Annotated in this window: 28 protein-coding genes; 20 read left to right on the forward strand and 8 right to left on the reverse strand. The window is 70.3% G+C overall.

Translation table 11 applies throughout. The features are described from left to right. The first annotated feature begins 418 nt into the window (after positions 1 to 418). The 6 genes from BWR60_RS24140 (at position 419) to BWR60_RS24165 (ending at position 5,156) form a co-directional block, all read left to right on the forward strand. Complete coding sequence (locus BWR60_RS24140) at positions 419 to 1,048, forward strand: S24 family peptidase (protein ID WP_088153745.1); 630 nt, start codon at positions 419 to 421, stop codon at positions 1,046 to 1,048. Between the two features lie 114 nt (positions 1,049 to 1,162). Beyond that, complete coding sequence (locus BWR60_RS24145) at positions 1,163 to 2,005, forward strand: branched-chain amino acid aminotransferase (protein WP_088153747.1); 843 nt, start codon at positions 1,163 to 1,165, stop codon at positions 2,003 to 2,005. A gap of 157 nt (positions 2,006 to 2,162) precedes the next feature. Beyond that, a complete protein-coding gene (locus BWR60_RS24150; RefSeq protein WP_179221930.1) occupies positions 2,163 to 2,846 on the forward strand; it encodes an FkbM family methyltransferase in 684 nt (227 codons plus the stop codon). 9 nt (positions 2,847 to 2,855) lie between these two features. Next, a complete protein-coding gene (locus BWR60_RS24155; RefSeq protein WP_088153751.1) occupies positions 2,856 to 3,809 on the forward strand; it encodes a heparan-alpha-glucosaminide N-acetyltransferase in 954 nt (317 codons plus the stop codon). 94 nt (positions 3,810 to 3,903) lie between these two features. Continuing rightward, a complete protein-coding gene (locus BWR60_RS24160; RefSeq protein ID WP_088153753.1) occupies positions 3,904 to 4,482 on the forward strand; it encodes a sigma-70 family RNA polymerase sigma factor in 579 nt (192 codons plus the stop codon). Further along, positions 4,479 to 5,156: an NrsF family protein gene (locus BWR60_RS24165; protein WP_088153755.1), complete on the forward strand. Its 678-nt coding sequence runs from the start codon at positions 4,479 to 4,481 to the stop codon at positions 5,154 to 5,156. The genes BWR60_RS24160 and BWR60_RS24165 overlap by 4 nt, the downstream gene beginning before the upstream one ends. A gap of 28 nt (positions 5,157 to 5,184) precedes the next feature. On the opposite strand, the gene BWR60_RS24170 is transcribed toward BWR60_RS24165, so the two are convergent. After that, positions 5,185 to 5,868, reverse strand: a complete 684-nt coding sequence (locus BWR60_RS24170; RefSeq protein WP_088153757.1) for a DUF1223 domain-containing protein — start codon at positions 5,866 to 5,868, stop codon at positions 5,185 to 5,187. 147 nt (positions 5,869 to 6,015) lie between these two features. Here BWR60_RS24170 and BWR60_RS24175 point away from each other — a divergent pair, with 147 nt between their 5' ends. The 4 genes from BWR60_RS24175 to BWR60_RS24190 all read left to right on the forward strand — a co-directional run bounded on the left by BWR60_RS24175 (position 6,016) and on the right by BWR60_RS24190 (position 8,563). Continuing rightward, positions 6,016 to 6,513, forward strand: a complete 498-nt coding sequence (locus BWR60_RS24175; protein ID WP_088153759.1) for a hypothetical protein — start codon at positions 6,016 to 6,018, stop codon at positions 6,511 to 6,513. Beyond that, positions 6,510 to 7,007 (forward strand): hypothetical protein, encoded by a 498-nt coding sequence (locus tag BWR60_RS24180; RefSeq protein WP_088153761.1) that lies wholly within the window; start codon positions 6,510 to 6,512, stop codon positions 7,005 to 7,007. Before BWR60_RS24175 ends, BWR60_RS24180 begins: the two co-directional genes overlap by 4 nt. Before the next feature lie 86 nt (positions 7,008 to 7,093). After that, the gene (locus tag BWR60_RS24185; protein ID WP_088153763.1) at positions 7,094 to 7,444 is read left to right on the forward strand and encodes a response regulator; all 351 of its coding nucleotides are present in this window, start codon (positions 7,094 to 7,096) and stop codon (positions 7,442 to 7,444) included. 132 nt (positions 7,445 to 7,576) lie between these two features. After that, positions 7,577 to 8,563, forward strand: coding sequence for a CPBP family intramembrane glutamic endopeptidase (locus BWR60_RS24190; protein ID WP_088153765.1), 987 nt, complete (start codon positions 7,577 to 7,579; stop codon positions 8,561 to 8,563). Between the two features lie 14 nt (positions 8,564 to 8,577). Here BWR60_RS24190 and BWR60_RS24195 read toward each other — a convergent pair whose 3' ends face one another. Then, complete coding sequence (locus BWR60_RS24195; RefSeq protein WP_088153767.1) at positions 8,578 to 9,105, reverse strand: RNA methyltransferase; 528 nt, start codon at positions 9,103 to 9,105, stop codon at positions 8,578 to 8,580. 103 nt (positions 9,106 to 9,208) lie between these two features. Here BWR60_RS24195 and BWR60_RS24200 point away from each other — a divergent pair, with 103 nt between their 5' ends. From BWR60_RS24200 to BWR60_RS24210, 3 genes are all read left to right on the forward strand, one after another. Continuing rightward, on the forward strand, positions 9,209 to 10,294 hold the full coding sequence (locus BWR60_RS24200) for an asparaginase (protein WP_088153769.1): 1,086 nt from the start codon (positions 9,209 to 9,211) through the stop codon (positions 10,292 to 10,294). Positions 10,295 to 10,489: 195 nt separating this feature from the next. Further along, positions 10,490 to 10,975, forward strand: coding sequence for a (2Fe-2S)-binding protein (locus BWR60_RS24205; protein ID WP_088153771.1), 486 nt, complete (start codon positions 10,490 to 10,492; stop codon positions 10,973 to 10,975). After that, positions 10,972 to 14,526: a molybdopterin cofactor-binding domain-containing protein gene (locus BWR60_RS24210; RefSeq protein WP_088153773.1), complete on the forward strand. Its 3,555-nt coding sequence runs from the start codon at positions 10,972 to 10,974 to the stop codon at positions 14,524 to 14,526. The genes BWR60_RS24205 and BWR60_RS24210 overlap by 4 nt, the downstream gene beginning before the upstream one ends. Here BWR60_RS24210 and BWR60_RS24215 read toward each other — a convergent pair. The 5 genes from BWR60_RS24215 to BWR60_RS24235 form a co-directional block, all read right to left on the reverse strand. Further along, on the reverse strand, positions 14,523 to 15,149 hold the full coding sequence (locus BWR60_RS24215; RefSeq protein WP_088153775.1) for a LysE family translocator: 627 nt from the start codon (positions 15,147 to 15,149) through the stop codon (positions 14,523 to 14,525). The genes BWR60_RS24210 and BWR60_RS24215 overlap by 4 nt on opposite strands. Positions 15,150 to 15,238: 89 nt before the next feature. After that, complete coding sequence (locus BWR60_RS24220) at positions 15,239 to 16,276, reverse strand: S1/P1 Nuclease (RefSeq protein WP_088153777.1); 1,038 nt, start codon at positions 16,274 to 16,276, stop codon at positions 15,239 to 15,241. 159 nt (positions 16,277 to 16,435) lie between these two features. Beyond that, positions 16,436 to 17,227 (reverse strand): GNAT family N-acetyltransferase, encoded by a 792-nt coding sequence (locus tag BWR60_RS24225; protein WP_088153779.1) that lies wholly within the window; start codon positions 17,225 to 17,227, stop codon positions 16,436 to 16,438. Positions 17,228 to 17,240: 13 nt separating this feature from the next. Further along, positions 17,241 to 18,407 carry a pyridoxal phosphate-dependent aminotransferase gene (locus tag BWR60_RS24230; protein WP_088153781.1) on the reverse strand — a complete coding sequence of 389 codons (1,167 nt, stop codon included), beginning with the start codon at positions 18,405 to 18,407 and terminating at the stop codon, positions 17,241 to 17,243. 488 nt (positions 18,408 to 18,895) lie between these two features. Then, positions 18,896 to 19,159, reverse strand: a complete 264-nt coding sequence (locus BWR60_RS24235; RefSeq protein ID WP_088153783.1) for an usg protein — start codon at positions 19,157 to 19,159, stop codon at positions 18,896 to 18,898. 159 nt (positions 19,160 to 19,318) lie between these two features. Here BWR60_RS24235 and BWR60_RS24240 point away from each other — a divergent pair, with 159 nt between their 5' ends. Then, positions 19,319 to 19,708, forward strand: coding sequence for a GFA family protein (locus BWR60_RS24240; protein ID WP_088153785.1), 390 nt, complete (start codon positions 19,319 to 19,321; stop codon positions 19,706 to 19,708). A gap of 7 nt (positions 19,709 to 19,715) precedes the next feature. On the opposite strand, the gene BWR60_RS24245 is transcribed toward BWR60_RS24240, so the two are convergent. Then, positions 19,716 to 20,396 (reverse strand): GntR family transcriptional regulator, encoded by a 681-nt coding sequence (locus BWR60_RS24245; protein ID WP_088153787.1) that lies wholly within the window; start codon positions 20,394 to 20,396, stop codon positions 19,716 to 19,718. Positions 20,397 to 20,509: 113 nt separating this feature from the next. Here BWR60_RS24245 and BWR60_RS24250 point away from each other — a divergent pair, with 113 nt between their 5' ends. The 6 genes from BWR60_RS24250 to BWR60_RS24275 form a co-directional block, all read left to right on the forward strand. After that, positions 20,510 to 21,478, forward strand: a complete 969-nt coding sequence (locus tag BWR60_RS24250; protein WP_088153789.1) for a TRAP transporter substrate-binding protein — start codon at positions 20,510 to 20,512, stop codon at positions 21,476 to 21,478. Between the two features lie 66 nt (positions 21,479 to 21,544). After that, positions 21,545 to 22,069: a TRAP transporter small permease gene (locus BWR60_RS24255; RefSeq protein ID WP_088153791.1), complete on the forward strand. Its 525-nt coding sequence runs from the start codon at positions 21,545 to 21,547 to the stop codon at positions 22,067 to 22,069. Further along, the gene (locus tag BWR60_RS24260) at positions 22,069 to 23,349 is read left to right on the forward strand and encodes a TRAP transporter large permease (protein WP_088153793.1); all 1,281 of its coding nucleotides are present in this window, start codon (positions 22,069 to 22,071) and stop codon (positions 23,347 to 23,349) included. Before BWR60_RS24255 ends, BWR60_RS24260 begins: the two co-directional genes overlap by 1 nt. A 139-nt stretch (positions 23,350 to 23,488) precedes the next feature. Then, complete coding sequence (groES, locus tag BWR60_RS24265; RefSeq protein WP_034840379.1) at positions 23,489 to 23,800, forward strand: co-chaperone GroES; 312 nt, start codon at positions 23,489 to 23,491, stop codon at positions 23,798 to 23,800. Positions 23,801 to 23,848: 48 nt separating this feature from the next. Continuing rightward, positions 23,849 to 25,501 carry a chaperonin GroEL gene (groL, locus tag BWR60_RS24270; protein ID WP_088153795.1) on the forward strand — a complete coding sequence of 551 codons (1,653 nt, stop codon included), beginning with the start codon at positions 23,849 to 23,851 and terminating at the stop codon, positions 25,499 to 25,501. Positions 25,502 to 25,787: 286 nt separating this feature from the next. Further along, positions 25,788 to 26,712, forward strand: a 925-nt coding sequence (locus tag BWR60_RS24275) for a L,D-transpeptidase family protein (protein ID WP_179221931.1), incomplete at its 3' end; no start/stop codon positions are given.

Here is a 26,712-nt window from a genome sequence, read left to right on the forward strand (position 1 = left end):
ATCATGGGGCGGAGCATGGACCGCAGGGATAGCGTCAACTGAGGCCGCTGCCAACCCGGGCCTGTCATCACCGTGCCGCGACGAAGCGCGCATGACGCGTCGCCGGCCCGCCGGACTTTCTGGTCCCATCGGCGGAAGTGCGGTGCTCCGATCCCCCATCTGGGGGTGATAGGAGGGCGGTCACCTCATCTAAGATGAGAACAAATAACCTGTCGGCCTGTCCCTTTCGGGTCATAGCGCGAAGGTCGCGCGGCTTGTACAATGTGATCTGTGGTGGGGGCCACATCTGTCAAACAAGGCGAACGCGACATGGGGCGAGGCAACATTTTGGGAAGGCAATCATATTCATTTTTAGGTAAGTTTTATAAATGAAAATATTCCTGAAAACCCCGCGACGCCCCTGGGAGACATTGTTCCCATGCTGAAACACGCCGACATCTGGGCGGCGATCGACCGTCTTGCCCGGCTCAACGGTCTGTCCCCCTCCGGCCTTGCGCGTCGCGCAGGGCTCGACCCCACCACCTTCAACCCGAGCAAGCGGCAGTCGAGCGACGGCAAGCTGCGCTGGCCGTCCACCGAGAGCATCTCCAAGATCCTCGACGCGACCAGCAGCTCGATGGCCGCCTTCGTCCGGCTGATCGACGACGGGTCGGGGCTTCCGGCCCGGCGCATCCCCGTCATCGGCCTCGGCCAGGCCGGCGGCGACGGGCTGTTCGACGAAGCCGGGCACCCGACCGGCAAGGGCTGGGACGAGGTCGACTTCCCCAACCTGTCCGACCCGAGCGCCTACGCGCTGGAGATCTCGGGCGACGCCATGGCGCCGATCTACCGGGACGGCGACGTCGTCGTGGTCTCACCGGCGGCCGGGCTGCGGCGCGGCGACCGGGTGGTGGCGAAGACCGCCGGCGAGGGCCTGCTGATCGGCGAGCTGGTGCGGATCAGCGCCAACCGGATCGACCTGAAGCCGCTGGCCGGCGAGGAGGCGCCGCAGTCGCTGAAGCTGTCCGACGTGGTCTGGAAGGCCCGTATCGTCTGGTCCAGCCAGTAGCCCGCCCTTCCCCTGCGCCTGGCGCAGGCTGGGTCATCCGCCGGGCGGTGTTGGCGCCGCCCGGCCGCTCGCCTATGCTCCGCCGGCAAGACGACGTGGGATCGGACGGACGACATGGCAAGACAAGCGTGGACCTTCCTCGACGGCTCCTGGCAGGAGGGCAATCCGCCGATCATGGGGCCGCTCAGCCATGCCGCCTGGATGTCCTCGATCATCTTCGACGGCGCCCGCGGCTTCGAGGGCGTCGCGCCCGATCTCGACCGGCACTGCGTCCGCGCCGTCGCCTCGGCCAAGGCGATGGGGCTGGAGGCGACCCTGCCGGCCGAGGAGATCGAGGCGCTGGCCCGCGAAGGCCTGCGCCGCTTCCCGGCCGACGCCGCGGTCTATATCCGCCCGATGTTCTGGGCCGAGGAGGGCTGGATCGAGCCCGACCCGGCGGCGACGCGGTTCTGCCTCTCGATCTATGACTCGCCGCTGCCGCAGCCGGGGGAGGACACCGCCTGCTTCGCCCAGGGGCTGCGCCGGCCGTCGCCGGAGATGGCGCCGACCCGGGCCAAGGCCGCCTGCCTCTACCCGCAATCCGGCATGGCGATGCGCCAGGCCAAGAGCCGCGGCTTCACCAATGCGGTGATGCTGGACCCGATCGGCAACGTCGCCGAATTCGCCACCGCCAACATCTTCATGGCCAAGGACGGCGCCGTGCACACCCCGGCGGCGAACGGCACCTTCCTGGCCGGCATCACCCGCCGCCGGGTGATCGAGCTGCTGCGCCATGCCGGCGTCGAGGTGCTCGAGCGCGCGATCCGGCCGGATGAGCTGGCGGAGGCCGACGAGATCTTCCAGACCGGCAACTTCGCCAAGGTGCTGCCCTGCACCCGGCTGGAGGACCGCCACCTGCAGCCGGGGCCGTTCTACACCAAGGCCCGAAAGCTCTACTGGGACTGGGCGCATTCCTGAGGATCCGTCCGATAATGCGGCCGGCGCGGCCGTCTGACGGCGGTTTCTCCGCTTCCGGTGCTCACGCACCCAAATGTGCGCTGCGCTCCGGTTCTCGAAACCACCGCCAGCCGACTCGCGCCAACCGCATTCTCGAACGGACCCTAGAGCGTATTCGATGAGCGACACCGTTCCGCCCGAGCCGGTCTCCAAGGACACCCGCAACCTGATGCGGGTGCTCGAGCACCAGGGCATCACCCTGGTGCTCGACGTCGGCGCCAATATCGGCCAGTACGCGCAGCGGCTGCGGCGCGGCGGCTATGCCGGGCGGATCGTCTCGATCGAGCCGCTGTCGGCCGCCCATGCCGCCCTGACCGCCGCGGCCGCGGGCGATCCGGACTGGTCGGTCGAGTCGCGGATGGCGCTGGGCGACGGCGACACGCCGGTGACGCTGCAGGTCTCGGGCGAGAGCGACATGAGCTCGGTGCTCGATTTCACCGCGGAGATGGCGGACCTGCTCGACGGCTCGGCCTATGTCGGCACCGAGGTGGCGTCGCAGGCGCGGCTGGAGCGGATCTTCCCGCGCCATGCCCGGCCGGGCGACCGGGTGCTGCTGAAGATCGACACCCAGGGCACCGAGCGCCGGGTGCTGGACGGGGCGCGCGGCGTGCTGCCGCGCATCGCTGTGGTGCAGATGGAGTTGTCGATCGTGCCGGTCTATGACGGCGAGCTGTCCTACCGCGACATGATCCAGCACATGGCCGAGCTGGGCTTCGTGCCCGCGCTGTTCATCCCCGGCTACTTCAACCGTCGCACCGCCCGGCTGATCGGCATGGACGGCGTGTTCGTGCGGCGGGGCTGACCCGAACCGATGCCGGCCCCCCAGCGTCCCGGCCGCCTGCCGATCGTCGACCTGCTTCGCGGCCTGGCGCTGCTGGCGATGGCGCTCTACCACCTGTCCTGGGACCTGAAGTTCTTCCGCTTCGTCGACTGGGACCTGGCGGGCGGCACCGGTTGGATCGCGGCGCGCTATCTGATCGCCGGCAGCTTCCTGGCCCTGGTCGGCCTGGGGCTGGAGCTGTGGCACGTGCAGGGGCACGACCTGCGGCGCTGGGCGATCCGCCTCGGCAAGGTGATGGCCGGGGCGATCGTGGTGACCGTCGCGACCTGGTTCGTGATCCCGGACGAGTTCATCTTCTTCGGCATCCTGCACAGCATCGCTGCCGCGAGCATCCTGGGCCTCCTGGTCCTGCGGCTGCCGGCGGCCGCGAATGTCATTCTCGGCCTCGCCGTGATCGCGCTGCCGATTGTCTGGCGCTCGGGCCTGTTCGACCATGCCTGGCTGCTCTGGACCGGCCTCGGCACCGTGCCGCCGCGCAGCAACGACTACGAGCCGCTGTTCCCTTGGTTCGGGCCGGTGCTGCTGGGTCTTGCCATGGGCCGGTGGTGGCTGCGGGCCGGCGCCCCCGGCGGCAAGGCCGACGGTGGGCTCCCAGGCCGGCCGCTGCGCTGGATCGGGCGGCACAGCCTGGCCTTCTACCTGCTCCACCAGCCGGTGCTGATCGGCCTGCTGCTGCTGGTCGGCATGACCCTCGGCCGCGACCCGCAGGCGATGCTGTCTCCAGGGCCGGACCCGGCCGTGCAGCTGATCGAGTGCCAGGTGCAGTGCGAGCAGCGGGGCGGGGGCATGGAGCAGTGCCACGCCTATTGCGGCTGCATGGTCGACGGGGTCCAGGCCCAGAGCCTGTGGCCGGCGCTGCGGCCGGATGCGGCGCCCGAGCTCAAGGACCGCCTGCGCGAGTTGGCCGCCATCTGCAGCCGGTAGCATGGGCGGAACATGACGGAAAATTCGCTCGCCTGCCGGTGGCCTCGGCCCTAGTCTCGGCGCCGATGTCCGGATTGCCCCGCCGCCCGCTGTCATGAGCCCACCCGCCGAGGATCGTTCCGCCGGCGCGGGGCAGGATGTCGGCTGGTCGGCGCTGATGGTCGCGGCCCAGGCGGGCGACCGGGCCGCCTATCGCCGGCTGCTGACCGAGATCACCCCCTATCTGCGGGCGCTGGCCCGCCGGTCGCTGCGCCGCCCGGCCGATGCCGAGGACGCGGTGCAGGACGTGCTGCTGACCCTGCACAGCATCCGCCAGACCTATGATCCGGGCCGGCCGTTCCAGCCCTGGCTGGTGGCGATCGCCCGGCGGCGGATCGTCGACCGAGTGCGCATCCAGATCCGCACCACCGGCCGCGAGACCGCGATCGACCCGTTCCAGGAAACCTTTGCTTCACCTGAAACGAATGAGTTGGGGATGGAGGCAGATGCGATCGCGCTGCGGCGCGCGATCGCGGAACTGCCGCCCGGCCAGCGCCAGGCGGTGGAGCTGCTGAAGCTGAAGGACATGTCGCTGAAGGAGGCATCGGCCGCCAGCGGCGCGTCGGTGCCGGCGCTGAAGGTCGCGATGCACCGCGCGCTGAAGGCGCTGAAGGGGGCGTTGGGACCGAAATGACGGAGACGGGGCACACTCGCACCGAGGACCTGATCGCAAGGCTGGCGGCTGACGCGCAGCCGGTCCGTCCCCTGCGGCCGCCGATGCTGCGCGCCCTGTTCTGGCTGGCCATCGCCGTCCTGATGATCGCTGCCGTCGTCATGGCCATGGGGATCCGGCCCGACTTCATGGACGAGATGGGCGAGACCCACTACCAGCTGGAATGGGCGGGCGCGATGCTGACCGGCATCCTCGCCGCCATCGCCGCCTTCCATGTCAGCCTGCCGGACCGGGGCCGCGCCTGGGCGCTGCTGCCGCTGCCCGGCCTGGCGCTGTGGCTGTTCTCGATCGGCTATGGCTGCATGACCGACTGGGTGCGCCACGGGCCGGAGGGCTTCGCGTTCGGGGTCAGCTTCTTCTGCTTCCGCTCGATCCTGCTGATCAGCCTGCCGCTGTCCCTGGTGCTGCTGGCGATGCTGCGCCTGGCCGGCCCGGTGCGTCCGGTCGCGACGATCGCCAGCGGGATGCTGGCGGCATCGGCCCTGTCCGCCTGCGCCGTCGACATGTTCCATGGCGACGAGGCGACGCTGATGGTGCTGCTCTGGCACGGCGGCGCGGTGGCGCTGCTGGTCGGGCTGGGCACGCTGTTCAATCGCCGCCTGTTCGGCCTGTTCGGCCCCCGGACGGCCGGCTGAACGCCCCGGCCGGCCGAGACGGGCCCGGCTACAGCCGGGCCGCCCCCAGGATCCGGCCGTCCGCGGCCTGCAGCAGCACTGCCGCGCGGTCGCCCTCCGGCCGTGCCGCGGCGATCGTGCCCCCGGGCGTCCAGCCATCCAGCCGGGTCAGGCTGCGCACGACATTGCGGTCGACCAGGGTCCTGCCGGCATTCTCGCCGCGCCGCACCGGCGTGTCGTGCCGGTCGTCGAAGCCGACCAGCCACAGCACCGCATCCGCGGGCGCGGCGGCATCCACCGCCACCTGCAGCGCCGAGCCCGACGGAGAGGTCAGGGCCAGCGGGACCGACGGGTCGGATCGGGCCGCGGCGATCGCCGCCTCCATCGCCGCGCGGTCGGACCCGACGACGTCGCCGCGCCCGTCGATCACGGCCTGCGGCGTGTAGACCTGGTCCGAGCCGAGCTGCGCGGCGTAGGCCGTCTGCCGCGCCGTGGCCCAGGGGCCGGAGAACGGGTCGGTCCAGCCCAGCCGGTTCCAGTAGTCGACATGGAAGGCCAGGGCCAGCACCTCCGGCCGGTCGGCCAGGGTCGACAGCAGCGCATCCGCCGGCGGGCAGGAGGAGCAGCCCTGCGAGGTGAACAGCTCCACCACCACCGGCCGCTCGGCGGCCAGGGCGGGCGCGGCGGAAAGGGCAGTCGCGGCCAGCAGGCCGGTCAGAAGCGATCGGATCATGGCGTAACCCCGAAACGGCGTCCCGCCTCCGGTTCGGCCCGGTCCGGCGGAGGGTTACAGCCGCGACTCATCCGGGAAACACATCGCCTCTTGATTCGCGATTGATAATCGTTCTCAAATAGCTCGCCGTTCCAACGGGAGCCGAGAATGGACGAGGACCAGATCACCGAGCCGAGCGACCGCCGCGCCCTGCCCTTCGCCGAGCAGCTGGTGCTGTGGGCGCTGCGCCTCAGCGTCGTCGGGCTGAAGACCGGGGCGCCGACCGACCATCCGGTGCTGCTGGCCTTCCGCAAGGTCGGGGCCGAGCCGGCGGCGGAGCGGGTGGGCCTGCTGACCCGGATCATCGGCTTCGGGGCCGAGCGGCGGGTGCAGATCGGCGTGCCCTGCGCCTTCACCGTCACCGAGGATGAGCGCCGGATCCTGGACCTCGTGGCGATCGGCCAGGCGGGTGTGGCGGGCACGCTGATGCTGCGCGGCATGCTGTCGCCGGCCGCCTGCCGTGCCGCCGCCGGGCTGTGCACCGAGCTTGCCACCCTGCTGGCGGAAGCGGGGGTGTTCCTGCAGCGGCCGGCCGCGCCGCCGCGGCCGCTGCGGGTGCCGGCGAACACCCCGTCCTTCGGCCTGGTCCGGGCGGCGCTGTCATGAGCGACGAGGCGCATGACTGCGATGATGCCGGCGCCCCGGCCCTGACCCGGGCCGAGACGCTGGTGCTGTGGGCGATCCGCGCCTGGGTGGCCGGCCATCGCCACGGCATCCCGGTGCTGGCCAATCTGCGCACCGCCTTCCGCAACGAAGGCGCGCCGGCGGCGGCCGAGGCGGTGGACGACCTGATGGGCTTCATCGCCAACGGCGCCGGCCGCACCATCCAGGTGAACTGCCCGCGCTGCCGCCAGGTGACGGAGGATGAGCGGCTGATGCTCGACGTCGTGGCGCTGCACCAGCAGGGCGAGACCCTGTGGGTGCCGTTCCTGGCCCGCGCCATCCTGACGCCGGCCGCCACCCGGCTGTGCGGCCCGATCTTCGCGGCCGTCGCCGATGCCCTGCGGGATGGCGGCATCGCGCTGCCGCCGGTCGCGGGCCAGGTGCCGCCGTCGGAGGCCACGGCCCATGCCGTCCCGGCCGGGACGACGATCCACTGAGCCGGGCCTTCGGGATCAAGGGTTGCCCCCGGCCCGGTTTGCCGCCATGAATCAAATCGGAATTGTAAGAAGCGAACAGCTGACCGATGCGTGGCGGACGTGTGTTGCTGGTCGAGGACGACGTGCTGGTGCGTCTCCTCGCCGTTGAGGCCCTGATCGATGGCGGCTTCGATGTCGCCGAGGCGGCGGACGGGCCCGAGGCGCTGCGCCTGCTCGACGGCGGCGATTTCGACCTGATGATCACCGATGTCGGCCTGCCCGGCATGTCGGGGGCCGAGCTGGCCGTCCAGGTCCGGCGCGAACGGCCGGCGCTCAAGGTGCTGTTCACCACCGGCTACGGGGCCGAGGACGGGGTGCCGCAGGACCTGCCGACCCTGCGCAAACCCTACGCCGCCGACGCCCTGGCCTCGACCGTGCGGTCGCTGCTGGCGCCGTAGCAGGCCGGGGCATCTCCAAGCGGGCCGATCGTTCGGTTGCGGGCTGGTCCGAGGGCGCGAGCCGCGGCGCCTGGACGGCGCGATGCCGTCCGGCTACGCTTCGCTGCATATTGCGACTGCAGCCGTGCTTTCATGACGCTTTTGTCGGGGGATGCCTTTCAGGCCTATGTCGAGCAGGCCCGCACCGGGCGGCTGGCCCTCTGGCGGATCTGGCTCGGCATCGGTCTCGCCGTCACCATGTCGACGATCCTGCTCATCCTGCTGATGATTGCCGCCGGCGTGGTCATAGGGATGGGGATGGCCGGCCGACGGCCGCGGCCCAGCGCGGCCGAAATCGGGGAGATCATCACCCGGTTCGTGGGCTCGCCGACGGGCGTCGGGTTGCAGCTGGCGGCGATCGCCGCCTGTTGGGCATGCATCTGGCTGATCGTGCATCTGCTGCACCGCCGCTCGCTTCCGAGCGTGCTCGGGGTCGAGCATCGCGTGGCCTGGGGCGACGTCGCCAAGGCGACAGCCGCGATCCTGATCGTCAACGGCCTCTTCGAATGGGGGATGTCGTTCTTCGACCCGGCCCCGCCGCGCAGGGATGTCGGGATCGGCGCATGGGTCCTGTCGTCCCTGCCTTTCGTGGCCCTGATCCTGGCCCAGACCTCGGCGGAGGAGCTGACGTTCCGGGGCTACGTCATGCAGACCCTGGCCGCTAGGTTCCGAAGCCCCCTGGTGTGGATCGGTGTGCCGACCATCATCTTCGCGCTGCTGCACTGGGACCCGGCTGCGACGAACGGGGCGAACGCCATCATCCTCGGCTCGATCACCGTCTTCGCTCTCGGCGCGACGCTGTTGGTCTATGCGACCGGGAATCTCGGCGCGTCGATCGGGCTGCACTTCGGCAACAATCTGATGGCGCTGCTATTCGTCTCCAACGAGGCACGGTACGACAGCCTCAGCCTGTATGTCGGCGAGCCGCTGTCGGCACGGGACTGGAGCCTCGGCGAGATCGGCGTCAGCATCCTGCTCAGCATCGTGGCGATGGCGCTGACGCTGGCGCTGCTGCTGCTTCCACGCTCGCCGCTGCGCGTGGCCTCCCGCATCCCGGCGCCTGTCGACGCGGCAGCCTGACGGCCTGTCCCGTCTCAGCCCTCTCCCACGATCGGGCCGCCATGGACATGCGGCGGCAGCGCCTCGGTCGGGCCGCCGGGCATGATCGGGCGCGGCGCGAAGCGGCCCAGCGAGATCAGCCGGTCATACATCACCAGCGCCCCGGCCAGGGACAGGTTCAGCGAGAAGCGCGTCGGGATCTGAACGATGTGGTCGCAGCGCGCGACCATCTCGCGCGACAGGCCACCCCGCTCCGACCCCAGCACATAGACCGCCCGGCGCGGGTGGCGGAAGCTCGGCAGCGCGACGGACTCGGCCATCAGCTCGATCCCGACCAGTGCGCAGCCCTGCGGCAGGACGAGGGAGGCGACGTCGGGATAGGTGTAGAGCGGCACCGTGCCGGCGGCGCTGGAGGTGTCGCTCCAGCCGAAATCCACGGTCTCGGCCACCGGCGCCACGGTGAAGCAGAAGGCGGCGCCGAAGGCGTGGCCGGTGCGCAGCAGCGCCCCCACATTCATCGGCTTGCTGATGCCCTCGCAGCCGATCGCGAAATAGCCCTTCATCCGGGTCCCGTTCCTGTCATTCCGGCTGCGACCTTGCCCCGCGCGGGGCGGAAGGGCAAGGTGCGCGCCGGAACCGGCCCCCGCCGACCCAGCCGAGACGACCATGACCGACCCTCATCATCACGACCACGCGCACGACCATGCTCCCGCCACCGGAACCGCCGATCTCGCCGGCGGCGGCGCGCCGATCCTGGTCGAGGTCACCCGCGGCTCGGTGGTCGAGAGCCGCCACCGCGGCAGCGCCCTGATCGTCGACCGCCATGGCGGGGTGCACGGCCATTGGGGCGATATCGGCCGGCCGGTCTATGCCCGCTCGGCGATCAAGTCGCTGCAGGCGATCCCGCTGGTCGAGAGCGGCGCGGCCGACGCCTTCGGCCTGGGCGATGAGGAGCTGGCGCTGGCCTGCGCCTCGCATGGCGGCGAGCCCGGGCATGTCGAGCGCGTGGCGGCCTGGCTGGCGAGGATCGGCCTGTCCGAAGCCGACCTCGAATGCGGCACCCACCTGCCGTTCCACGAAGGCTCGGCCCATGCGCTGGTGTGCAGGCACGAGCATCCGTCGGCGCTCCACAACAACTGCTCCGGCAAGCACACCGGCTTCCTGACCACCGCGGTCCATCTCGGCGAGAAGACCAAGGGCTACATCCGCTACGACCACCCGGTGCAGCAGCGTATCCTCGGCGTGCTCGAGCAGATGACCGGCTGTGGCCTGGGCGACGCGCCCTGGGCGGCCGATGGCTGCTCGATCCCGACCATCGCCATCCCGCTGGAGGGGCTGGCCTTCGCCATGGCCCGGATCGCCGACCCGGACGACCTGCCCGAGAAGCGGCGCGCGGCAGTGCTGCGCATCCGCAAGGCCTGGGCGGCGCATCCCTTCCTGGTGGCCGGCACCGGCCGCTTCGACACCGAGATGATGCAGGCCTGCCACGGCCGGGTGATGACCAAGGTCGGGGCCGAAGGCGTGTTCTGCGCCGCGCTGCCGGAATACGGCCTGGGCGTCGCCCTGAAGATCGATGACGGGGCGGACCGGGCGGCGAATGTCGCCATGGCCGCGATCCTGAAGCGGATCGGAGCGCTGGACGATGCCGACCAGGACGCCGCCGGCCGCTGGCTGGCGCCGGAGATCAAGACCCGGCAGGGCGTGACGGTCGGCGTCGTGCGTGGCGCCGAGATGCTGGCCGGCGAGGGCTGAGGCATCTCGGGCTCCGGCCTGTTGCCCTGGCCGCCACGGCGATGGGATGCTGAATCGGCATAACATCGTTTGTATACGAACAATGATTGGTCCACACTGCCCGGCGTCGTTGTCATTTTGCGTCCGAGGCATCATGCGCGTCCCCGTCCGGTCCGATTGCAGGCTGGCCCGCTTGGCGGGGCCTTTCGGCCGGCGATGACGGCACCCGGCATTGCGCTGCGCGTGAACGGGGCGGAGGTGCGGACGCCGGCCGCCCCCGCCACCCCGCTGCTGCACGTCCTGCGCAACGACGCCCGGCTGAACGGCCCGAAATACGGCTGCGGCCTGGGCGAATGCGGCGCCTGCCTGGTGCTGGTCGACGGCAAGGCGGCGCGCAGCTGCACCCTGCCGGTGGGCGCCATGGCCGGCCATGCGATCACGACGCTGGAGGGGCTGGGCGGCGACGGCGGGCTGCACCCGGTGCAGCAGGCCTTCATCGACGGGCAGGGCGCCCAGTGCGGCTACTGCCTGAACGGCATGATCATCCGCACCGTGGCGCTCCTGGCCGTGAACCCGTGCCCGACGGACGCGGAGATCCGCGAGGCGCTGCGCTTCAACCTGTGCCGCTGCGGCACCCATGTCGAGATCCTGGCCTCGGTCCGGCGCGCCGTGGCGCTGACCGGCGGCACGGCGGCGCCATGACGCCGTCGGCCCTGGCCCGGCTCACGGCAGTGGAGCTGCTGGAGGTGGCGGACACGCTGCTGGTCTACCGCCGCGCCGGCGACGGGGTGGAGCCGTTCATCTGCCTGTCGGCGGCGGACGACATCATCGGCTATTGCGGCCATGTCGATCTCGGCCAGGGCATCCGCACGGCTTTGACCCAGATCGTCGCGGAGGAGCTGGACGTCCCGCCCGGGGCGGTGGAGATGGTGCTGGGCGACACCGCCCGCGTGCCCAACCAGGGCCCGACCATCGCCAGCGACAGCATCCAGCACACCGCCGTGCCGCTGCGCCGGGCGGCGGCCCAGGCCCGGGCGGCGCTGCTGGCGCGGGCGGCCGGGCGGCTGGGCGTCCCGGTCGCGGATCTGCGGGTCGAGGACGGGCTGATCGGCACCGAGGGCGGCAACCACCGCCTGGCCTATGGCGAACTGCTGGCCGGCGAGCGCATCCGGCTGGAGCTGGACGAGGGCCATCCGGTCAAGCCGGTCGCGGAGTACCGCATCGTCGGCCGGCCGCAGCCGCGGGTCGACATCCCGGCCAAGGTCGCGGGGCAGGCCGTCTTCGTGCACGACCTGCGGGTCGACGGCATGGTCCATGGCCGGGTGGTGCGGCCGCCCTATGCCGGGGTCGACCACGGCCCCTTCGTCGGCACCAGCCTGGTCGCGGTGGATGAAGGCTCGGTCGCGCATCTGCCGGGCTTCATCGCCGTGGTCGCGATCGGCGACTTCGTCGGCGTGGTGGCGGAGCGGGAGGAGCAGGCGATCGCCGCCGCCGGGGCGCTGCAGGTCGAATGGAAGCCGGTGCCGACCCTGCCGGATCTCGACGACCTGGCCACGGCCCTGCGCGCCAACCCGTCGACGCCGCGGCGGGTCGAGGACCGCGGCGATGTCGAGGCCGCCCTGGCCAGGTCGGCGACGCGGCTGACCCGCCGCTATGTCTGGCCCTACCAGATGCACGGGTCGATCGGCCCGTCCTGCGCCGTGGCCGATATCGGTCCCGGCGGCGCCAGGGTCTGGGCCGGCACCCAGAACCCGCATCCGCTGCGCGCCGACATCGCCCGGCTGCTGGACCTGCCGGAGGCGGCGGTCGACCTGGTGCGGATGGAGGCGGCGGGCTGCTACGGCCGCAACTGCGCGGACGACGTCGCGGCGGATGCGGCGCTGCTGTCCCGCGCCGTCGGCCGGCCGGTGCGGGTGCAACTGACCCGCGAGCAGGAGCATCTGTGGGAGCCGAAGGGCACGGCCCAGCTGATGGAGGTCGATGGCGGGCTGGACGCTGCCGGCGATGCCATCGCCTATGACTACCAGTCGCGCTACCCGTCGAACGGCGCCCCGACCCTGGCGCTGCTGCTGACCGGCAAGGTCCCGCCGGTGCCGCAGGTGGTCGAGATGGGCGACCGCACCTCGATCCCTCCTTACGACTACGCCAACCGGCGGGTCACCATCCACGACATGCCGCCGATCGTCCGCGCCTCCTGGCTGCGCGGCGTCTCGGCCCTGCCCAACACCTTCGCGCATGAAAGCTGGATCGACGAGGCGGCCGCCGCGGCCCAGGTCGACCCGGTCGAATACCGCCTGCGTTACCTGCGCGACCCGCGGGCACGCGACCTGGTCGAGCAGACGGCGGCCGAGGCCGGCTGGGTGCCGCGCACCCGCTGGGGCACGGAAGGCGGGGAGGGCGACATCCTGCGCGGCCGCGGCTTCGCCTATGCCCTCTACGTCCACAGCAAGTTCCCGGGCTACGGCGCCGCGTGGTCGGCCTGGGTCGCGGATGTCGAGGTCAACCGCGCCACCGGCGAGGTCGCGGTCACCCGCATCGTCAACGGCCACGACGCCGGGCTGATGATCAACCCGGCCGGGGTGCAGCACCAGATCCACGGCAATATCGTCCAGTCGATCAGCCGGGCGACGCGGGAGGAGGTGCAGTTCGAATCCGGGCTGCCCGCGGTGCGGGACTGGGGCGGCTATCCGATCGTCGGCTTTCCGGACGTGCCGCCGATCCACACGCTGATGGTGGAGCGGCCGGACCAGCCGCCGCTGGGGGCGGGCGAATCCGCCTCCGTCCCCAGCGCCGCCGCCATCGCCAACGCCATCTACGACGCCTGCGGCATCCGCTTCCGCGAACCGCCCTTCACGCCGGAGAAGGTGAAGGAGGCTCTCGCTCGGGAGGGGATGCTGGCGCCGCCGCCGTCGGCGCAGGCGTCAACGCCGCTGGCGGGCCTGACGGCGCCGCCCGCTCCGCGCCGGTCCGGCCGGGGCTGGAAGGCCTGGCTGCTCGGCGCCGGGGCGGTGATGGCCGGCGCCATGGCCGCGGCGATGCCGTGGCGGCCGGAGATCGCTCCGATCGCCCGGCCCGACCCGTCGGTCTATTCGGCCGAGACGATCGAGCGCGGCCGGCAACTGGCGGCGCTGGGCGACTGCGCCGTCTGCCACACCGGGCCGGACGGTGTGGTCAATGCCGGCGGCCATGCGATGGCGACGCCGTTCGGCACGGTCTATTCGACCAACCTCACGCCGGATCCCGAGACCGGCGTCGGCGCCTGGTCCTATCCCGCCTTCGAACGGGCGATGCGGCAGGGCATCAGCCGCGACGGCCATCATCTGTACCCGGCCTTCCCCTATCCGCATTTCACCCGCATCGCCGATGCCGACATGCAGGCGCTGTACGCCTATCTGATGGCGCAACCGGCGGTGCGGTCGACGCCGCCGAAGACGGCGCTGCCCTTCCCGATGAATTTGCGGCCGCTGGTGGCGGGGTGGAACGCGCTGTTCCTGCGCCAAGGCGAGCTGCAGCCGGAGCCGGCGGAGACGGCGGAGTGGAATCGCGGCCGCTACCTGGTCGAGGGACTCGGCCACTGCTCCGCCTGCCATTCCCCGCGTAACGCGCTGGGGGCGGAGAAAGGCGGCGAGGCTGCCCGCCTGGCCGGCGGCTGGGCCGAGGGGTGGGAGGCGCCGGCCCTGACCGCCCTGTCGCGCGCCCCGGTGCCCTGGGATGCCGGCGAGCTGTACCGGTATCTGCGCACCGGCTACTCGGCGCTGCACGGTCCCGCCGGCGGGCCGATGGCGCCGGTGGTGGCGGAGCTGTCGGCCCTGCCCGATTCGGACATCCGTGCCATGGCGGCCTATCTCGCCTCGCTGAACCCGCCAGATTCGGGGGCGGAGGCGCGCTCTGCTCGGGCCGAAGCCGTCGCGGCGTCGACGGCCGAGCCCGTCGCCGCCAGCCCGGCCGCGCGGCTCTATGACGGCGCCTGCGCCGTCTGCCATGAGGGCGGCGAGCGGCCGGACCTGTTCGGCATCCGGCCGTCGCTGGCCTTCAACAGCAACCTGCACTCCGACCGGCCGGACAATCTGGTCCGGGTGATCCTGGATGGCGCCGCCGGCCCCGCGGCCGGGCTTCACGGCGCCATGCCGGCCTTCCGCGGGGCGCTGACCGACCGGCAGCTGGCCGACCTCGTCGCCTATCTGCGCGGCCGCTTCGCCGCCGGCCGGCCGGCCTGGCAGGACCTGGAGGAAACTGTGCGGCGGCTGCGCTAAGTCGCCCGGTTCCAGGCGGCGGTGGCGAAGCCGGCGGCGACCAGCACCCCGGCGCCGGCGCGGTTGATCAGGCGCAGCACCGACGGCCGGCCGATGGTGTCGCGCAGCCGGGCGCCGATCCAGGCATAGGCGGCGGCATTCAGCGCGGCGAGGGTGACGAAGGTCCCCTCCAGCACCGCCATCTGCGGCAGCAGCGGCGCCTCCGGATGCACGAATTGCGGCAGGAAGGCGACGAAGAACACGATGCTCTTCGGGTTCAGCGCCGTCACCGCGAAGGCATGCAGCAGCATGGCGCGGGGCGAGCGTTCGGCCCCCGGTGCCACCAGCCCGTCCGCCGTGGGCGCGGCGCGCCACAGCTTGACACCGAGATAGACCAGATAGGCGGCACCGATCCATTTCAGCACGGTGAAGGCGCCGGCCGAGGCCGCCAGCAGGGCGCCCAGCCCGAGCAGCGACAGGGTCATCGCCGTCAGGTCGCCCAGCGCCACGCCGGCGACGATCCACCAGGCATGCGACCGGCCGCGGCCCAGCGCGTAGGACAGCACCAGGGTGACGGTCGGGCCCGGGATGATCAGGACGATGAAGGCGGCGAGCAGGAAGGCGAACCACAGGTCCAGCGACATGGCGACGGCTCCTCACGGCGAGCCGCCAGCAATCCATGGCGCCGGGGATTTGTCCAGCGGCGCGAGGACCGCGCCGCTGGACAGGCCGTTCAGTCGTGCCAGAACGAGTCGCGGGTCACCTTCACCTTGCCGGATTCGATGTCCGAGACCTTGATCGCCGGATAGCCGACGGTCCAGTCGGCGCTGGACGTCCAGGCGTCGATCACCATGTCGCGCATCTCGGCCGCCCCGGCCGCGACGCGCTGGGTGACGAAGCCGACCGCCGCCGGCGCCGGGGTGGTGTAGTTGTTGCTGACGGGCGCCAGCTGATAGGTGCGCTCGACCGTGCCCAGCGTCGCCTGCAGATAGTCGTGCACCCGCTGCTCGATCTGGCAGCCGCAGTCGCGATAGCGCGGCAGGGCGGCGCGGATCGCCCGCTCGGTAATGAAGCTCTTGACGAAGCTGCCCTCGAACGGCGCGTGGATCGGGGCGTTGGTGTAGTTGTTCGGGTTCGGGTAGTTGCCCCAGCCGTTGAAATGCACCGAGACATGCATCGGCTGGCTGCCGTCGGCCACGTAATGGCCCCAGACGCCGATGTCGCGCAGCAGCAGGCGGCGGCGCAGCTCCAGCTGCGTCTGGAAGAACTCGCGGTCGGCGCGGTTCGAGGCGGTGCGCAGGCCGACGGTCAGGGCGCGCATCCAGGCGAAGTCCATGCGGACCTGCTGCCAGCCGTCGATCATGCTGTAATACAGGTAGCCGGCGCCGTACTGGGTCTGGCCGCCGGCGCGCAGCGCGGTGTCGAAGTCGCGGCGCGACACCGGCATGGCATTGAAGTCGACGCCCCCCAGCACCTTGCCGGAATCGTCGATGTCGATGTAGTGGCCGGGGTCGCGCTCGAAATCATGGGTCTGGCCGGCGCCCTTGGAGACGTCGAGCTCGGCGTTCCATTCGGAGATCGCGGTGTCCGACTGCCAGCCCAGCATCGCCTTGATCTGCCAAGGCAGGTTCTCCGCGGCGACCTCGCCGATCGTGACATGGCCGGTGTGGCCCCAGGCCCAAGCTCGGTTCTCGGTGGCGACCGCGGCCAGAATCAGGGCCGAGGCCAGACCGATGGCGCGCAGCGCGCGCCGCTTCCCGGTACGAATCATCCTGTCCCCCATGTTTGTTCCGATGGGTTTCGCCGAAGCGATGCGGCGAAATCAGGATGCTCCTAGCAGTGTTCGGGCGCGGGTCCCATGAAGGTTCGATGACGAATGCGGCGCCAAGATCTTGTGATGATTTCCAGAATATGGATTTTAGGAAAAATTCTATTTGGAGTGGCTGACGAACCCTGGTCCGCCGAAGTTGAGCTGGGTGCCGACCGGGCGGAAGCCCAGCTTGGTGTAGAGCGGCTCGGCTCCCGCCGCGGCGGACAGCCAGACCAGCGCCTCGGTGCCGAGATAGGATTCGAGCAGGCGGCGGCACACCGCCTCGGCCAGGCCGCGGCGGCGGAAGGCCGGCCGGGTGCCCACCGCCGCCAGCTCGGCGGTGTCGCCGCCGATCAGCAGCAGGCCGCTGGCCGCCGGCACGCCGTCCAGCCGGGCCAGGGCCGCCTGCCGGCTGCCGCGGGCCAGGCCCTGCCGCAGCCGGATGCGGAAATCCGCCTCGCCGGCCTCGTCCAGAGGCTGGTCGAAGGCCTCGTGCTGGACCAGCATCAGCGCGTCGATCGCCGCCTCGTCCCCCGGCGCCAGCAGCCGGGCCGGCCCATTGGCGTCGGCGTCGCGGCCGGGGCGGTAGACGTCGCGGTGCAGCAGCATCAGCGGCGCCTCCATCTCGCGCTCATAGCCCATGGCGTAGAGCGTCGGCGACAGGGCGGGGTGCAGCTCGCGGAAGAACTCGACCCGGAAGCGCCGGCCGGCGGCGTCGAAGGCCTGCTGCAGCTCGGCCACCGCCGGGCGCCAGTCCGGCGCTGGGGCGACCGGCACGGCAAAGCTCTGGATCGGGTCGTCGCTGGCGTCGGACACGAACAGCGCGAAGGGGCCGATATCGGCGCGCTGCCGGCCCTCGGTCGCCGCCGCGAGGGTGTTGGGGACCAGGCGCTGCAGCAGCGCCCGGTTCACGGCCTCCCCCTGCTCACGACAGCGCGGGCAGCAGGCGGTCCATCGCGGTCTGCAACCGCTCGACCGATCCGGCGAAGCACAGCCGCAGATGGCCCTCGCCGCCGGGCCCGAAGGCCGAGCCGGGGGCCAGGCCGACATTGGCCTCGTGCAGCAGGCGCAGCGCCAGGGCCCTGCTGTCCGGCTCGCCCTCGACCCGGAAGAACAGGTAGAAGGCGCCGTCCGGCCGGGTCAGCCGGACCCGCGGCGATTCGGACAGGCGGCCGATCACCAGGTCGCGCGCCGCGCGGCAACGGTCCACTTGGCTCCGGATGAACGGCTCGCCCTGCTCGATCGCGGCGACCCCGCCATGCTGCAGGAAGGTCGGCACGCCCGAGGTGTTGAACTGCTGCAGGTTCTCATAGACCTGCCCCAGCTCCTCCGACGCCACCACCCAGCCCATGCGCCAGCCGGTCATCGCCCAGTTCTTGGAGAAGGTGTTGACCACCACCAGCCGGTCCTCCGGCGCGGCGATCGCCAGGAAGGACGGCGCCACCGGGCGATCATAGACGAAGCGGGCATAGACCTCGTCGGCGACGATCCAGATGCCGCGGGCGCGGCAGAATTCCAGGATCGCCTTCTGCTCGTCGGCGGTCAGGGTCCAGCCGGTCGGGTTGCCCGGGCTGTTCAGGAACAGGGCGCGGGTGCGCGGGCCGCAGGCGGCGAACAGCCGGTCCAAATCCAGCCGCCAGCGGCCGTTCTCGACCCCGATCGGAACCGGCACGGTGCGGCCGCCGGCGATCTCGACGGCGCTGAAGATGTTCGGCCAGACCGGGACGGGCATCACCACCTCGTCGCCGGCCGAGACCAGGGCCTGCATGGTCATCATGATCGCCTGCATGCCGCCGACGGTCACATAGATCCGGCCCACGGGCACGGTGGCGCCGGCGATCCGGCCGACATAGCCGGCCAGGGCCTCGCGCAGCGGCGGGATGCCACGCTGCCAGGTGTAGAAGGTCTGGCCCTCGGCCAGGGCCCGGTTCGCCGCCTCGGCGATGAAGGCCGGCGTCGGCTGGTCGCCCTCGCCGACCCACAGCGGGATCAGGTCGGGCTTGCCGCGCCCGGCATTGACCACCTCGACGATGCCGCTCTCGGGCAGCCGCGCGATGTCGGGGCGGATGCCGCCCAGAAGACCCGCTGCCATATGTCCGTCCACGCTGACCTCTCCCGTCTTTGCGGCGGAGGGTAGCAAGACGGGGCGGCGGGCGTCATGTGCGGCCCGCGCATGGGCGTCGCGCGATGCAAGCGGGCGGCGAGGGAGCGGCAGGACAATTTCCAGGGAACCGATCGGGGCGCTCGCCGTTAGGAAGCCTGAGGCCCCAACGGCGCTGGTTCGTGAGCGGCTTCGGTCGCCCGTCAGTGGCGGGCCTCGGCGGCTCCGGCGGATCCCTCCCCGCCGCAGCCGTGCGATGCAGGACCCCGTGACCGGATCCCCCCTCCGGGTCACGGGCGGCGGCGGGGTATTATCGCCCCGCCGCCGGCCTGCCTCAGAGACCCTTCGGAAAGGCGCTGGCGCGGCCGCCTGATGGCGGCTTCTGCGCTTCCGGTGCTCACGGACTTGAACGTCCGCTGCGCTCCGGGTCTCGACGCCACCACCAGCCGACTCACGCCAGCGCCTTTCCGAAGGGTCTCTCAGTGGAGATAGAGCTCGGCGGCGCAGTTCCGCAGTTCGCTCGGCTTGATCAGGCCGGTGGAGGCGAGCCGGACCGAATGCAGCCGGCCTTCGATGTTGTGGCTCCAGAAATCCAGGAACCGGTGCAGCTCCGGATAGCGCGGCGCCAGGTCCAGCTTCTGCCAGACGAAGCTCTGCAGCAGGTCCGGGTGGTCGGGCAGATGGTACAGGATCTCCGCCGTGGTCAGGCGGTAGCCCTGCAGCTGACGTTCCAGATCGGTCATTCCTTCGCCATCCCTTCGCGCATGGCCGGCTTCAGTGCCCGGTCTATGAAGGAAATGTGATGTGGATTTCCGGCTCGCACAAGGGTATATGTAAGAAAATCAATATCTTAGCAGCAGTCCGGCAGGAGTGCTGCCAGAACGGCGGCGAGGGGGCGGCGGATGATCGACGGGTCCTGCCATTGCGGCACGGTGCGGTTCCGGCTGGATGCAGCGATCGCGGAGCTCACCACCTGCGACTGCTCGCTGTGCGCCCGCAGGAATGCGGTGATGGCCAAGGTGCCGGAGGAGGCGCTGACGATCCTGGCCGGCGAGGCGGCGCTGACCCTCTATCAATGGAACACGCGCCGGGCGAAGCACTATTTCTGCAACCGCTGCGGCATCTATGTGTTCCACCGCAAGCGCGCGGCGCCCGACCATTTCGGCGTCAATGTGTTCTGCCTGCACGGCTTCGACCCGGCCTCCGTGCCGGTCCGCGCCACCGAAGGCAAGGGCATGAGCGTCGAGGACCCGGCGGCGCGGCCGGACTGGCCGGGGCCGCGCCCGGGCTGAGCCACCCTCAGGCGAACAGGTCGCGGTGCTCGCGCTGCACCGTCGGCAGGGCTCGCAGGATCTCCGACAGATGGGCCCGCAGCGCCGCCTCGGCGCCGTCCGGGTCGCGGCGGTCGATCGCCGCCAGGATCAGGCGGTGCTGCTCGATCAGCCCGGGCAGGGACGAGGCCGAGGGCAGCGTCAGGTGGCAGACGCGGTCCATATGCGCCTTCAGATCCTCGATCACGGTCCAGGCCGACGGGCAGCCGGCGCCTTCGGCGATCGCGGCGTGGAAGGCCTCGTCGGCGCGCTGGAACTCGTAATGCTCGCCGGCCGCGGCCGCCAGCTCCTGCGCCTCAAGATGGAAGTCGATGCGGGTGCGCACCCGGGCGTCGAACCGCTCGCAGGCCCGCCGCACCACCGCGCTCTCCAGCGATTCGCGGACGAAGCGCGCCTCCAGCATCCGCTCGACCGAGATCTTGACCACGAAGGTGCCGCGCCGCGGCAGCACCTCGACCAGGCCGGAGCGGGCGAGGGCGATGAACGCCTCGCGCACCGGCTGACGCGACACGCCGTAGCGGACGGCGATCTCCTGCTCCGACAGCGGCACGCCGGGCTTCATCGCCAGGGTGACGATGGCCTTGCGGATCTCCAGCTCGATCGTCCGGGCGATGCTGGTGGTCTGGTCGAGGAGGTCGAGGGGCGCCATGCGCTCAGGCTCGCAAGGGATATTGCATCAGGTCAAGTACCATACTAGGCTCCTGCTTACCATACTAGTCGGCGGCCTGATCATACCAGGCCGATCAAAGGGGAGGCGTTTCCGTGAAATCCATTGCGGCTTTGGTCCTGGGGGCGGCGCTGTCGCTGGCCGCCCTTCCGGCTTCGGCGCAGACGCTGCGTTCGGCCGACATCCATCCCGACGGCTATCCGACGGTCGAGGCGGTCAAGTATCTCGGCGATCTGATGGACCAGCGCACCGGCGGCCGGATCAAGATCCAGGTGTTCAACAACGCCCAGCTCGGCGCCGAGAAGGACACGATCGAGCAGACCCGGTTCGGCGTGATCGACATGAACCGGGTGAACACGGCGCCGTTCAACAACCTGGTGCCGGAGACGCAGGTGCTGGGCCTGCCGTTCCTGTTCCGCTCGGTCGACCATATGCACAAGGTGCTGGACGGCCCGATCGGCGACGGCATCCTGAAGGCGTTCGAGCCGCACGGCCTGGTCGGCCTGGCCTTCTACGATTCCGGTGCGCGGTCCTTCTACACCACCAAGACGGCGATCCATTCGATCGAGGACATGAAGGGGCTGAAGCTCCGGGTCCAGCAATCCGACCTGTGGATCGCGATGATGCAGGCCCTCGGCGCCAACCCGACGCCGATGGCCTATGGCGAGGTCTATTCGGCGCTGGAGACCGGCGTCGTCGACGGCGCCGAGAACAACTGGCCGTCCTACGAATCGTCGCGCCATTTCGAGGTGGCGAAGCACTACACCCTGACCGAGCATTCGCTGGCGCCCGAGGTGCTGGTGATCTCCAAGATCTCCTGGGACAAGCTGTCGCCCGACGACCAGGCGACGCTGCGCCAGGCGGCCAAGGACTCGGTGGTCAAGATGCGCGAGCTGTGGACCGCACGCGAGAAGGCGTCGGAGGAGAAGGTGCGCGCCGGCGGCGGCGAGATCATCACCGTCGACAAGGCGCCCTTCATCGCCGCGATGGGGCCGGTCTACGACAAGTTCGTCACCAGCCCCGAGATGAAGTCGCTGGTCGAGCGCATCCGCGCGGTGCAGTGACGCCGTGACGCCCGGCCGGCCCCGTCCTTGGCGGGGCCGGCCTTTTCTTATGGGAGATCGGCCGGAATGGCCTCCGTCCTGACCCTGACGCGCCGCACCCTCGGCGTCCTGTCCACCGGGGCCCTGTGGCTGGCCGGCTTCGGCATGCTGGCGATGACCGTCACCGTGGGCTGGCAGGTCTTCGCCCGCTACATCCTGAACGACACGCCGAGCTGGGCCGAGCCGCTGACGCTGCAGCTGATGGGCTGGTTCATCCTGCTCGGCGCCGCGGTCGGCGTGCGCGAGAGCTTCCATCTCGGGCTCGACTTCCTGCAGCAGGTGCTGCCGGCGGCGCTGAACCGGGTGCTGGAGGCGGTGAACCTGCTGCTGATCCTCGGCTTCGGCGTCGCCATGGTCTGGTATTCGGTCGAGCTGGCTGTCGGCACCTGGACCGCGACCATCCCGGTGCTGGACCTGCCGGGCGGCTTCGACTTCATCCCGCTGATCATCGGCGGCGCGCTGATCGCGCTGTTCGCCGCCGAGCGGTTGTTCGAACAGATGGCCGGCGTCGAGCATGAGGCGGCGGTCGAAGGCGTGCAGGAGCTGGCGTGATGGAGCTGTGGATCCTGTTCGGCGGCTTCACGCTGCTGATGTTCATGGGCATGCCGATCGCCTTCTGCCTCGGCATCTCCTCGCTGGCCACGGTGCTCTATATGGGGCTGCCGCCGGTGGTGGTGTTCCAGCAGATCAACTCGGGCATGAACGCCTTCGCCATGATGGCGATCCCGTTCTTCATCTTCGCCGGCGACCTGATGATCCGCGGCGGCATCGCGGCGCGGCTGATCCGCTTCGCCGCCAGCCTGGTCGGCCATATGCGCGGCGGCCTGGGCCAGGTCAACGTCGTCGCCTCGACCCTGTTCGGCGGCATCTCCGGCTCGGCGGTGGCCGACGCCTCGGCGATCGGCGGGCTGATGATCCCGCAGATGGCGGCGCGGGGATACGCGCGGGACTATGCCGTCAACGTCACCGCCAATTCGGCGATCATCGCGCTGATGATCCCGCCGTCGAACAACATGATCCTCTATTCGATCGCGGCGGGCGGCAACGTCTCGATCGCCGACCTGTTCACCGCCGGCATCATCCCCGGCATCCTGCTGGCCGCCGCCCTGATGATCGCCGCCTATGTCGTGGCCCGGCGGCGCGGCTATCCCGCCGACCCGTTCCCCGGGCTGCGCGCCGTTGGCCGCTACCTGGTCATGGCGGCGCCGGGCATCCTGCTGATCGGCATCATCTTCGGCGGCGTCCGCTCCGGCGTCTTCACCGCGACCGAAAGCTCCTGCATCGCGGTGATCTACGCCTTCCTGGTGGCGCTGCTGGTGTATCGCGAGCTCGACTGGCGCGGCTTCGTCGAGGCGGTGCAGGGCGCGGTGCGCACCACCGCCATGGTGCTGCTGGTGATCGGCACCGCCGGCGCCTTCGGCTGGCTGATGGCGCTGCTGCAGGTGCAGACCGCGACGGTCCATGCGATCAACGCCATCTCCAGCGACCCGCTGACGGTGCTGCTGCTGATCAATGTCGCGCTGCTGATCCTCGGCACCTTCATGGACATGGCGCCGATGATCATCATCTGCACCCCGGTGCTGCTGCCGGTGGTGAAGGCCTTCGGCATCGACCCGGTGCATTTCGGCGTGATCCTGATCCTGAACGCCGGCATCGGCCTGAACACGCCGCCGGTGGGGTCGGTGCTGTTCGTCAGCTGCGCCGTCGGCAAGATCACGATCCGCGAGGCGATGCGCACGATCTGGCCGTTCTTCGGCGCCTCGGTCGCGGTCCTGCTGGCCGTGACCTACATCCCGGCCCTCTCGCTCTGGCTGCCCGCGGTCTTCCGCTAGGAAAGAGAATCTTCGCGCGGCTCTTGACCGGTTTTGCCGCTCCCCTTAAATGCGTAGCACTCGCCGGCCGAGAGTGCTAACGACGGCCGGGGCAGGCCCGTAACGCAAATCTCTGAACGAGAGAGTGGGAGAGCGAACGATGCAATTCCGTCCCCTGCACGACCGTGTGCTGGTGCGTCGCATCGAGCAGAACGAGAAGACCGCCGGCGGGATCATCATCCCGGACACCGCCAAGGAAAAGCCCCAGGAGGGCGAGGTGATCTCGGTCGGCGCGGGCATCCGCGACGAGGCCGGCAAGCTGCAGCCGCTGGACGTCAAGGCCGGCGACCGCATCCTGTTCGGCAAGTGGTCCGGCACCGAGGTCAAGCTCGACGGTCAGGATCTCCTGATCATGAAGGAGAGCGACATCCTCGGCATCATCACCGTGAAGAAGTCGGCCAAGGCGGCCTGATCCGCCCCGTCGCCTTCACCGGAATCCCGTTAGACAAGGAATAAAGAGATGGCTGCGAAGGACGTTAAGTTCTCGCTCGACGCCCGCTCCCGCATGCTGCGCGGCGTCGACATCCTGGCCGATGCGGTCAAGGTCACCCTGGGCCCGAAGGGCCGCAACGTCGTGATCGACAAGTCGTTCGGCGCGCCGCGGATCACCAAGGACGGCGTCACCGTCGCCAAGGAGATCGAGCTCGCCGACAAGTTCGAGAACATGGGCGCGCAGATGGTGCGCGAGGTCGCGTCGAAGACCAACGACCTGGCCGGTGACGGCACCACCACCGCGACCGTTCTGGCCCAGTCGATCGTCCGCGAGGGCGTCAAGGCGGTTGCCGCCGGCCTGAACCCGATGGACCTGAAGCGCGGCATCGACAAGGCCGTCGAGGCCGTCGTCGCCGACCTCAAGACCCGGTCGAAGGTCATCAAGACCAACGCCGAGGTCGCTCAGGTCGGCACCATCTCCGCCAATGGCGAGCGCGACATCGGTGAGATGATCGCCAAGGCCATGGAGAAGGTCGGCAACGAGGGCGTGATCACGGTGGAAGAGGCCAAGAGCCTCGACACCGAGCTCGAAGTCGTCGAGGGCATGCAGTTCGACCGCGGCTACCTGTCGCCGTACTTCATCACCAATGCCGAGAAGATGATCGCGGACCTCGAGGCTCCGTACATCCTCCTGCATGAGAAGAAGCTGTCGAACCTGCAGGCCATGCTGCCGGTGCTCGAGGCGGTCGTGCAGTCGGGCAAGCCCCTGCTGATCATCGCCGAGGACGTCGAGGGCGAGGCCCTGGCCACCCTCGTGGTCAACAAGCTGCGCGGCGGCCTGAAGGTCGCGGCGGTCAAGGCCCCGGGCTTCGGCGATCGTCGCAAGGCGATGCTCGAGGACATGGCCATCCTGACCGGCGGCCAGGTGATCTCCGAGGATCTCGGCATCAAGCTCGAGAGCGTCACGCTCGACATGCTGGGCCGGGCCAAGAAGGTCCTGATCGCCAAGGAAGAGACCACGATCGTCGACGGCGCCGGCGCCAAGAAGGAGATCGAGGGCCGCTGCAACCAGATCCGCGCGCAGATCGAGGAGACCTCCTCGGACTACGACCGCGAGAAGCTGCAGGAGCGTCTGGCCAAGCTGGCGGGCGGCGTCGCGGTGATCCGCGTCGGCGGCGCCACCGAGGTCGAGGTGAAGGAGCGCAAGGATCGCGTTGACGACGCGATGCACGCGACCCGCGCCGCGGTCGAGGAAGGCGTGGTCCCGGGCGGTGGCACGGCCCTGCTGTACGCCTCGAAGGCGCTGGACAAGGTCAAGCCGGACAACGACGACGAGCGTGTCGGCGTCGACATCGTCCGCCGCGCCCTGCAGGCGCCGGTCCGTCAGATCGTCACCAACGCGGGCGGCGACGCCTCGATCGTTGTCGGCAAGCTGCAGGACAAGAACGACAAGAACTGGGGCTACAACGCCCAGACCAGCGAGTACGGCGACCTGATCAAGGCCGGCGTCATCGACCCGACCAAGGTCGTCCGCGCGGCCCTGCAGAACGCGTCGTCGGTGGCCAGCCTGCTGATCACCACCGAGGCGATGGTCGCCGAGCATGTCGACAAGAAGCCGGCCGCTGCGGCGCCGGGCGGCGGCATGGGCGGCATGGGTGGCATGGGCGACATGGACTTCTGATCCCGTGGATCAAACCGGGCGCCCTCGGGCGCCCGGGCAATTTGATCCACAACTTGATGGTTTGTGGTTCGCCAGCCGGCGAACCACAGGGCATCGGATTGTCCAAAAGTCGAATTGTGGAGGGGCGCTCTTCGGAGCGCCCCTTTTTTGCCATATCGACCGGCGATGCAAGACCTCGTGGGGCCAGTGCAGTCTTTCGATTGCCGGGCCGAGTACCGGCAATTAAATGAATGCACGGCCCCGGGCACGACCAGCCCGGCCGTCGGAGACGGAAGGGAAGTTCGAGATGACCGCCAGCCAGATGAGTGCGCCCAACCATCGCGGGCCGATCGCCCGCGCCGCCTTGGCGTTCGCCTCGATCCTGGTGCTCGCCGCCTGCGTGCCGGCAGGGACGCAGCAGACCGCCAGCCTGCCGGCGCCGGAGCAGCCGGCGCCGCCGCCCCTGTCGCCCTTCGTCCAGGCGATGCGCGACGCCGGTGTCAACGTCGCCATTCCGGCGCGCGGCAAGTTCATCCTGGTCAACATCCCGTCCTATGAGCTGATCGCCTTCCAGGACGGCGCCCCGGTGATCCGCAGCAAGGTCGTGGTCGGCGCCGCGGGGACGTCGACGCCCGAGCTGCTGTCGAACATGTACGCCATCAAGTACAATCCGGACTGGACGCCGACGCCGTCGATCGTCCGCAACGAGGCCAGCGTCTACATCCCGTCCGGGCCGCGCAGCCCGCTGGGCCGGCTGAAGCTCGAGCTCGACAACGACCAGGCGATCTATCTGCACGACACGCCGCAGAAGAGCTATTTCGGCCGCGAGAAGCGGGCGCTCAGCCATGGCTGCGTCCGCGTGCAGCAGGTGCGTGAGCTGGCGGCCTGGGCCGACGGCGTCAGCGTCGATGAGATCGACCAGCGCATCCGCACCGGCCGCATGTACACCGAGCGGCTGGCGGAGGAGATCCCGGTCTATATCGGCTACTACACCCGTTTCCCGGACCAGTTCGACCAGCCGGTGAACTACCCGGACGTCTACGCCAACAAGGACGAGGCGCGGCGGGCCTATCTGGCCCGCGCCGCCGGCCGCCGCGCCGCCGCGGCGAAGAAGGCGGCCGAGCCGCCGGCCCAGCCGCCGGCCGAGATCATCCCGGGCCAGACGGCTCCGGGCCAGACCGCGCCGGGCCAGACCGCGCCGGGCGGCATCGTGGTCACACCCGGTGTCACCG

Origin of the sequence: Inquilinus limosus (genome assembly GCF_002195995.1) — a bacterium.
Taxonomy (GTDB): domain Bacteria; phylum Pseudomonadota; class Alphaproteobacteria; order DSM-16000; family Inquilinaceae; genus Inquilinus; species Inquilinus limosus_C.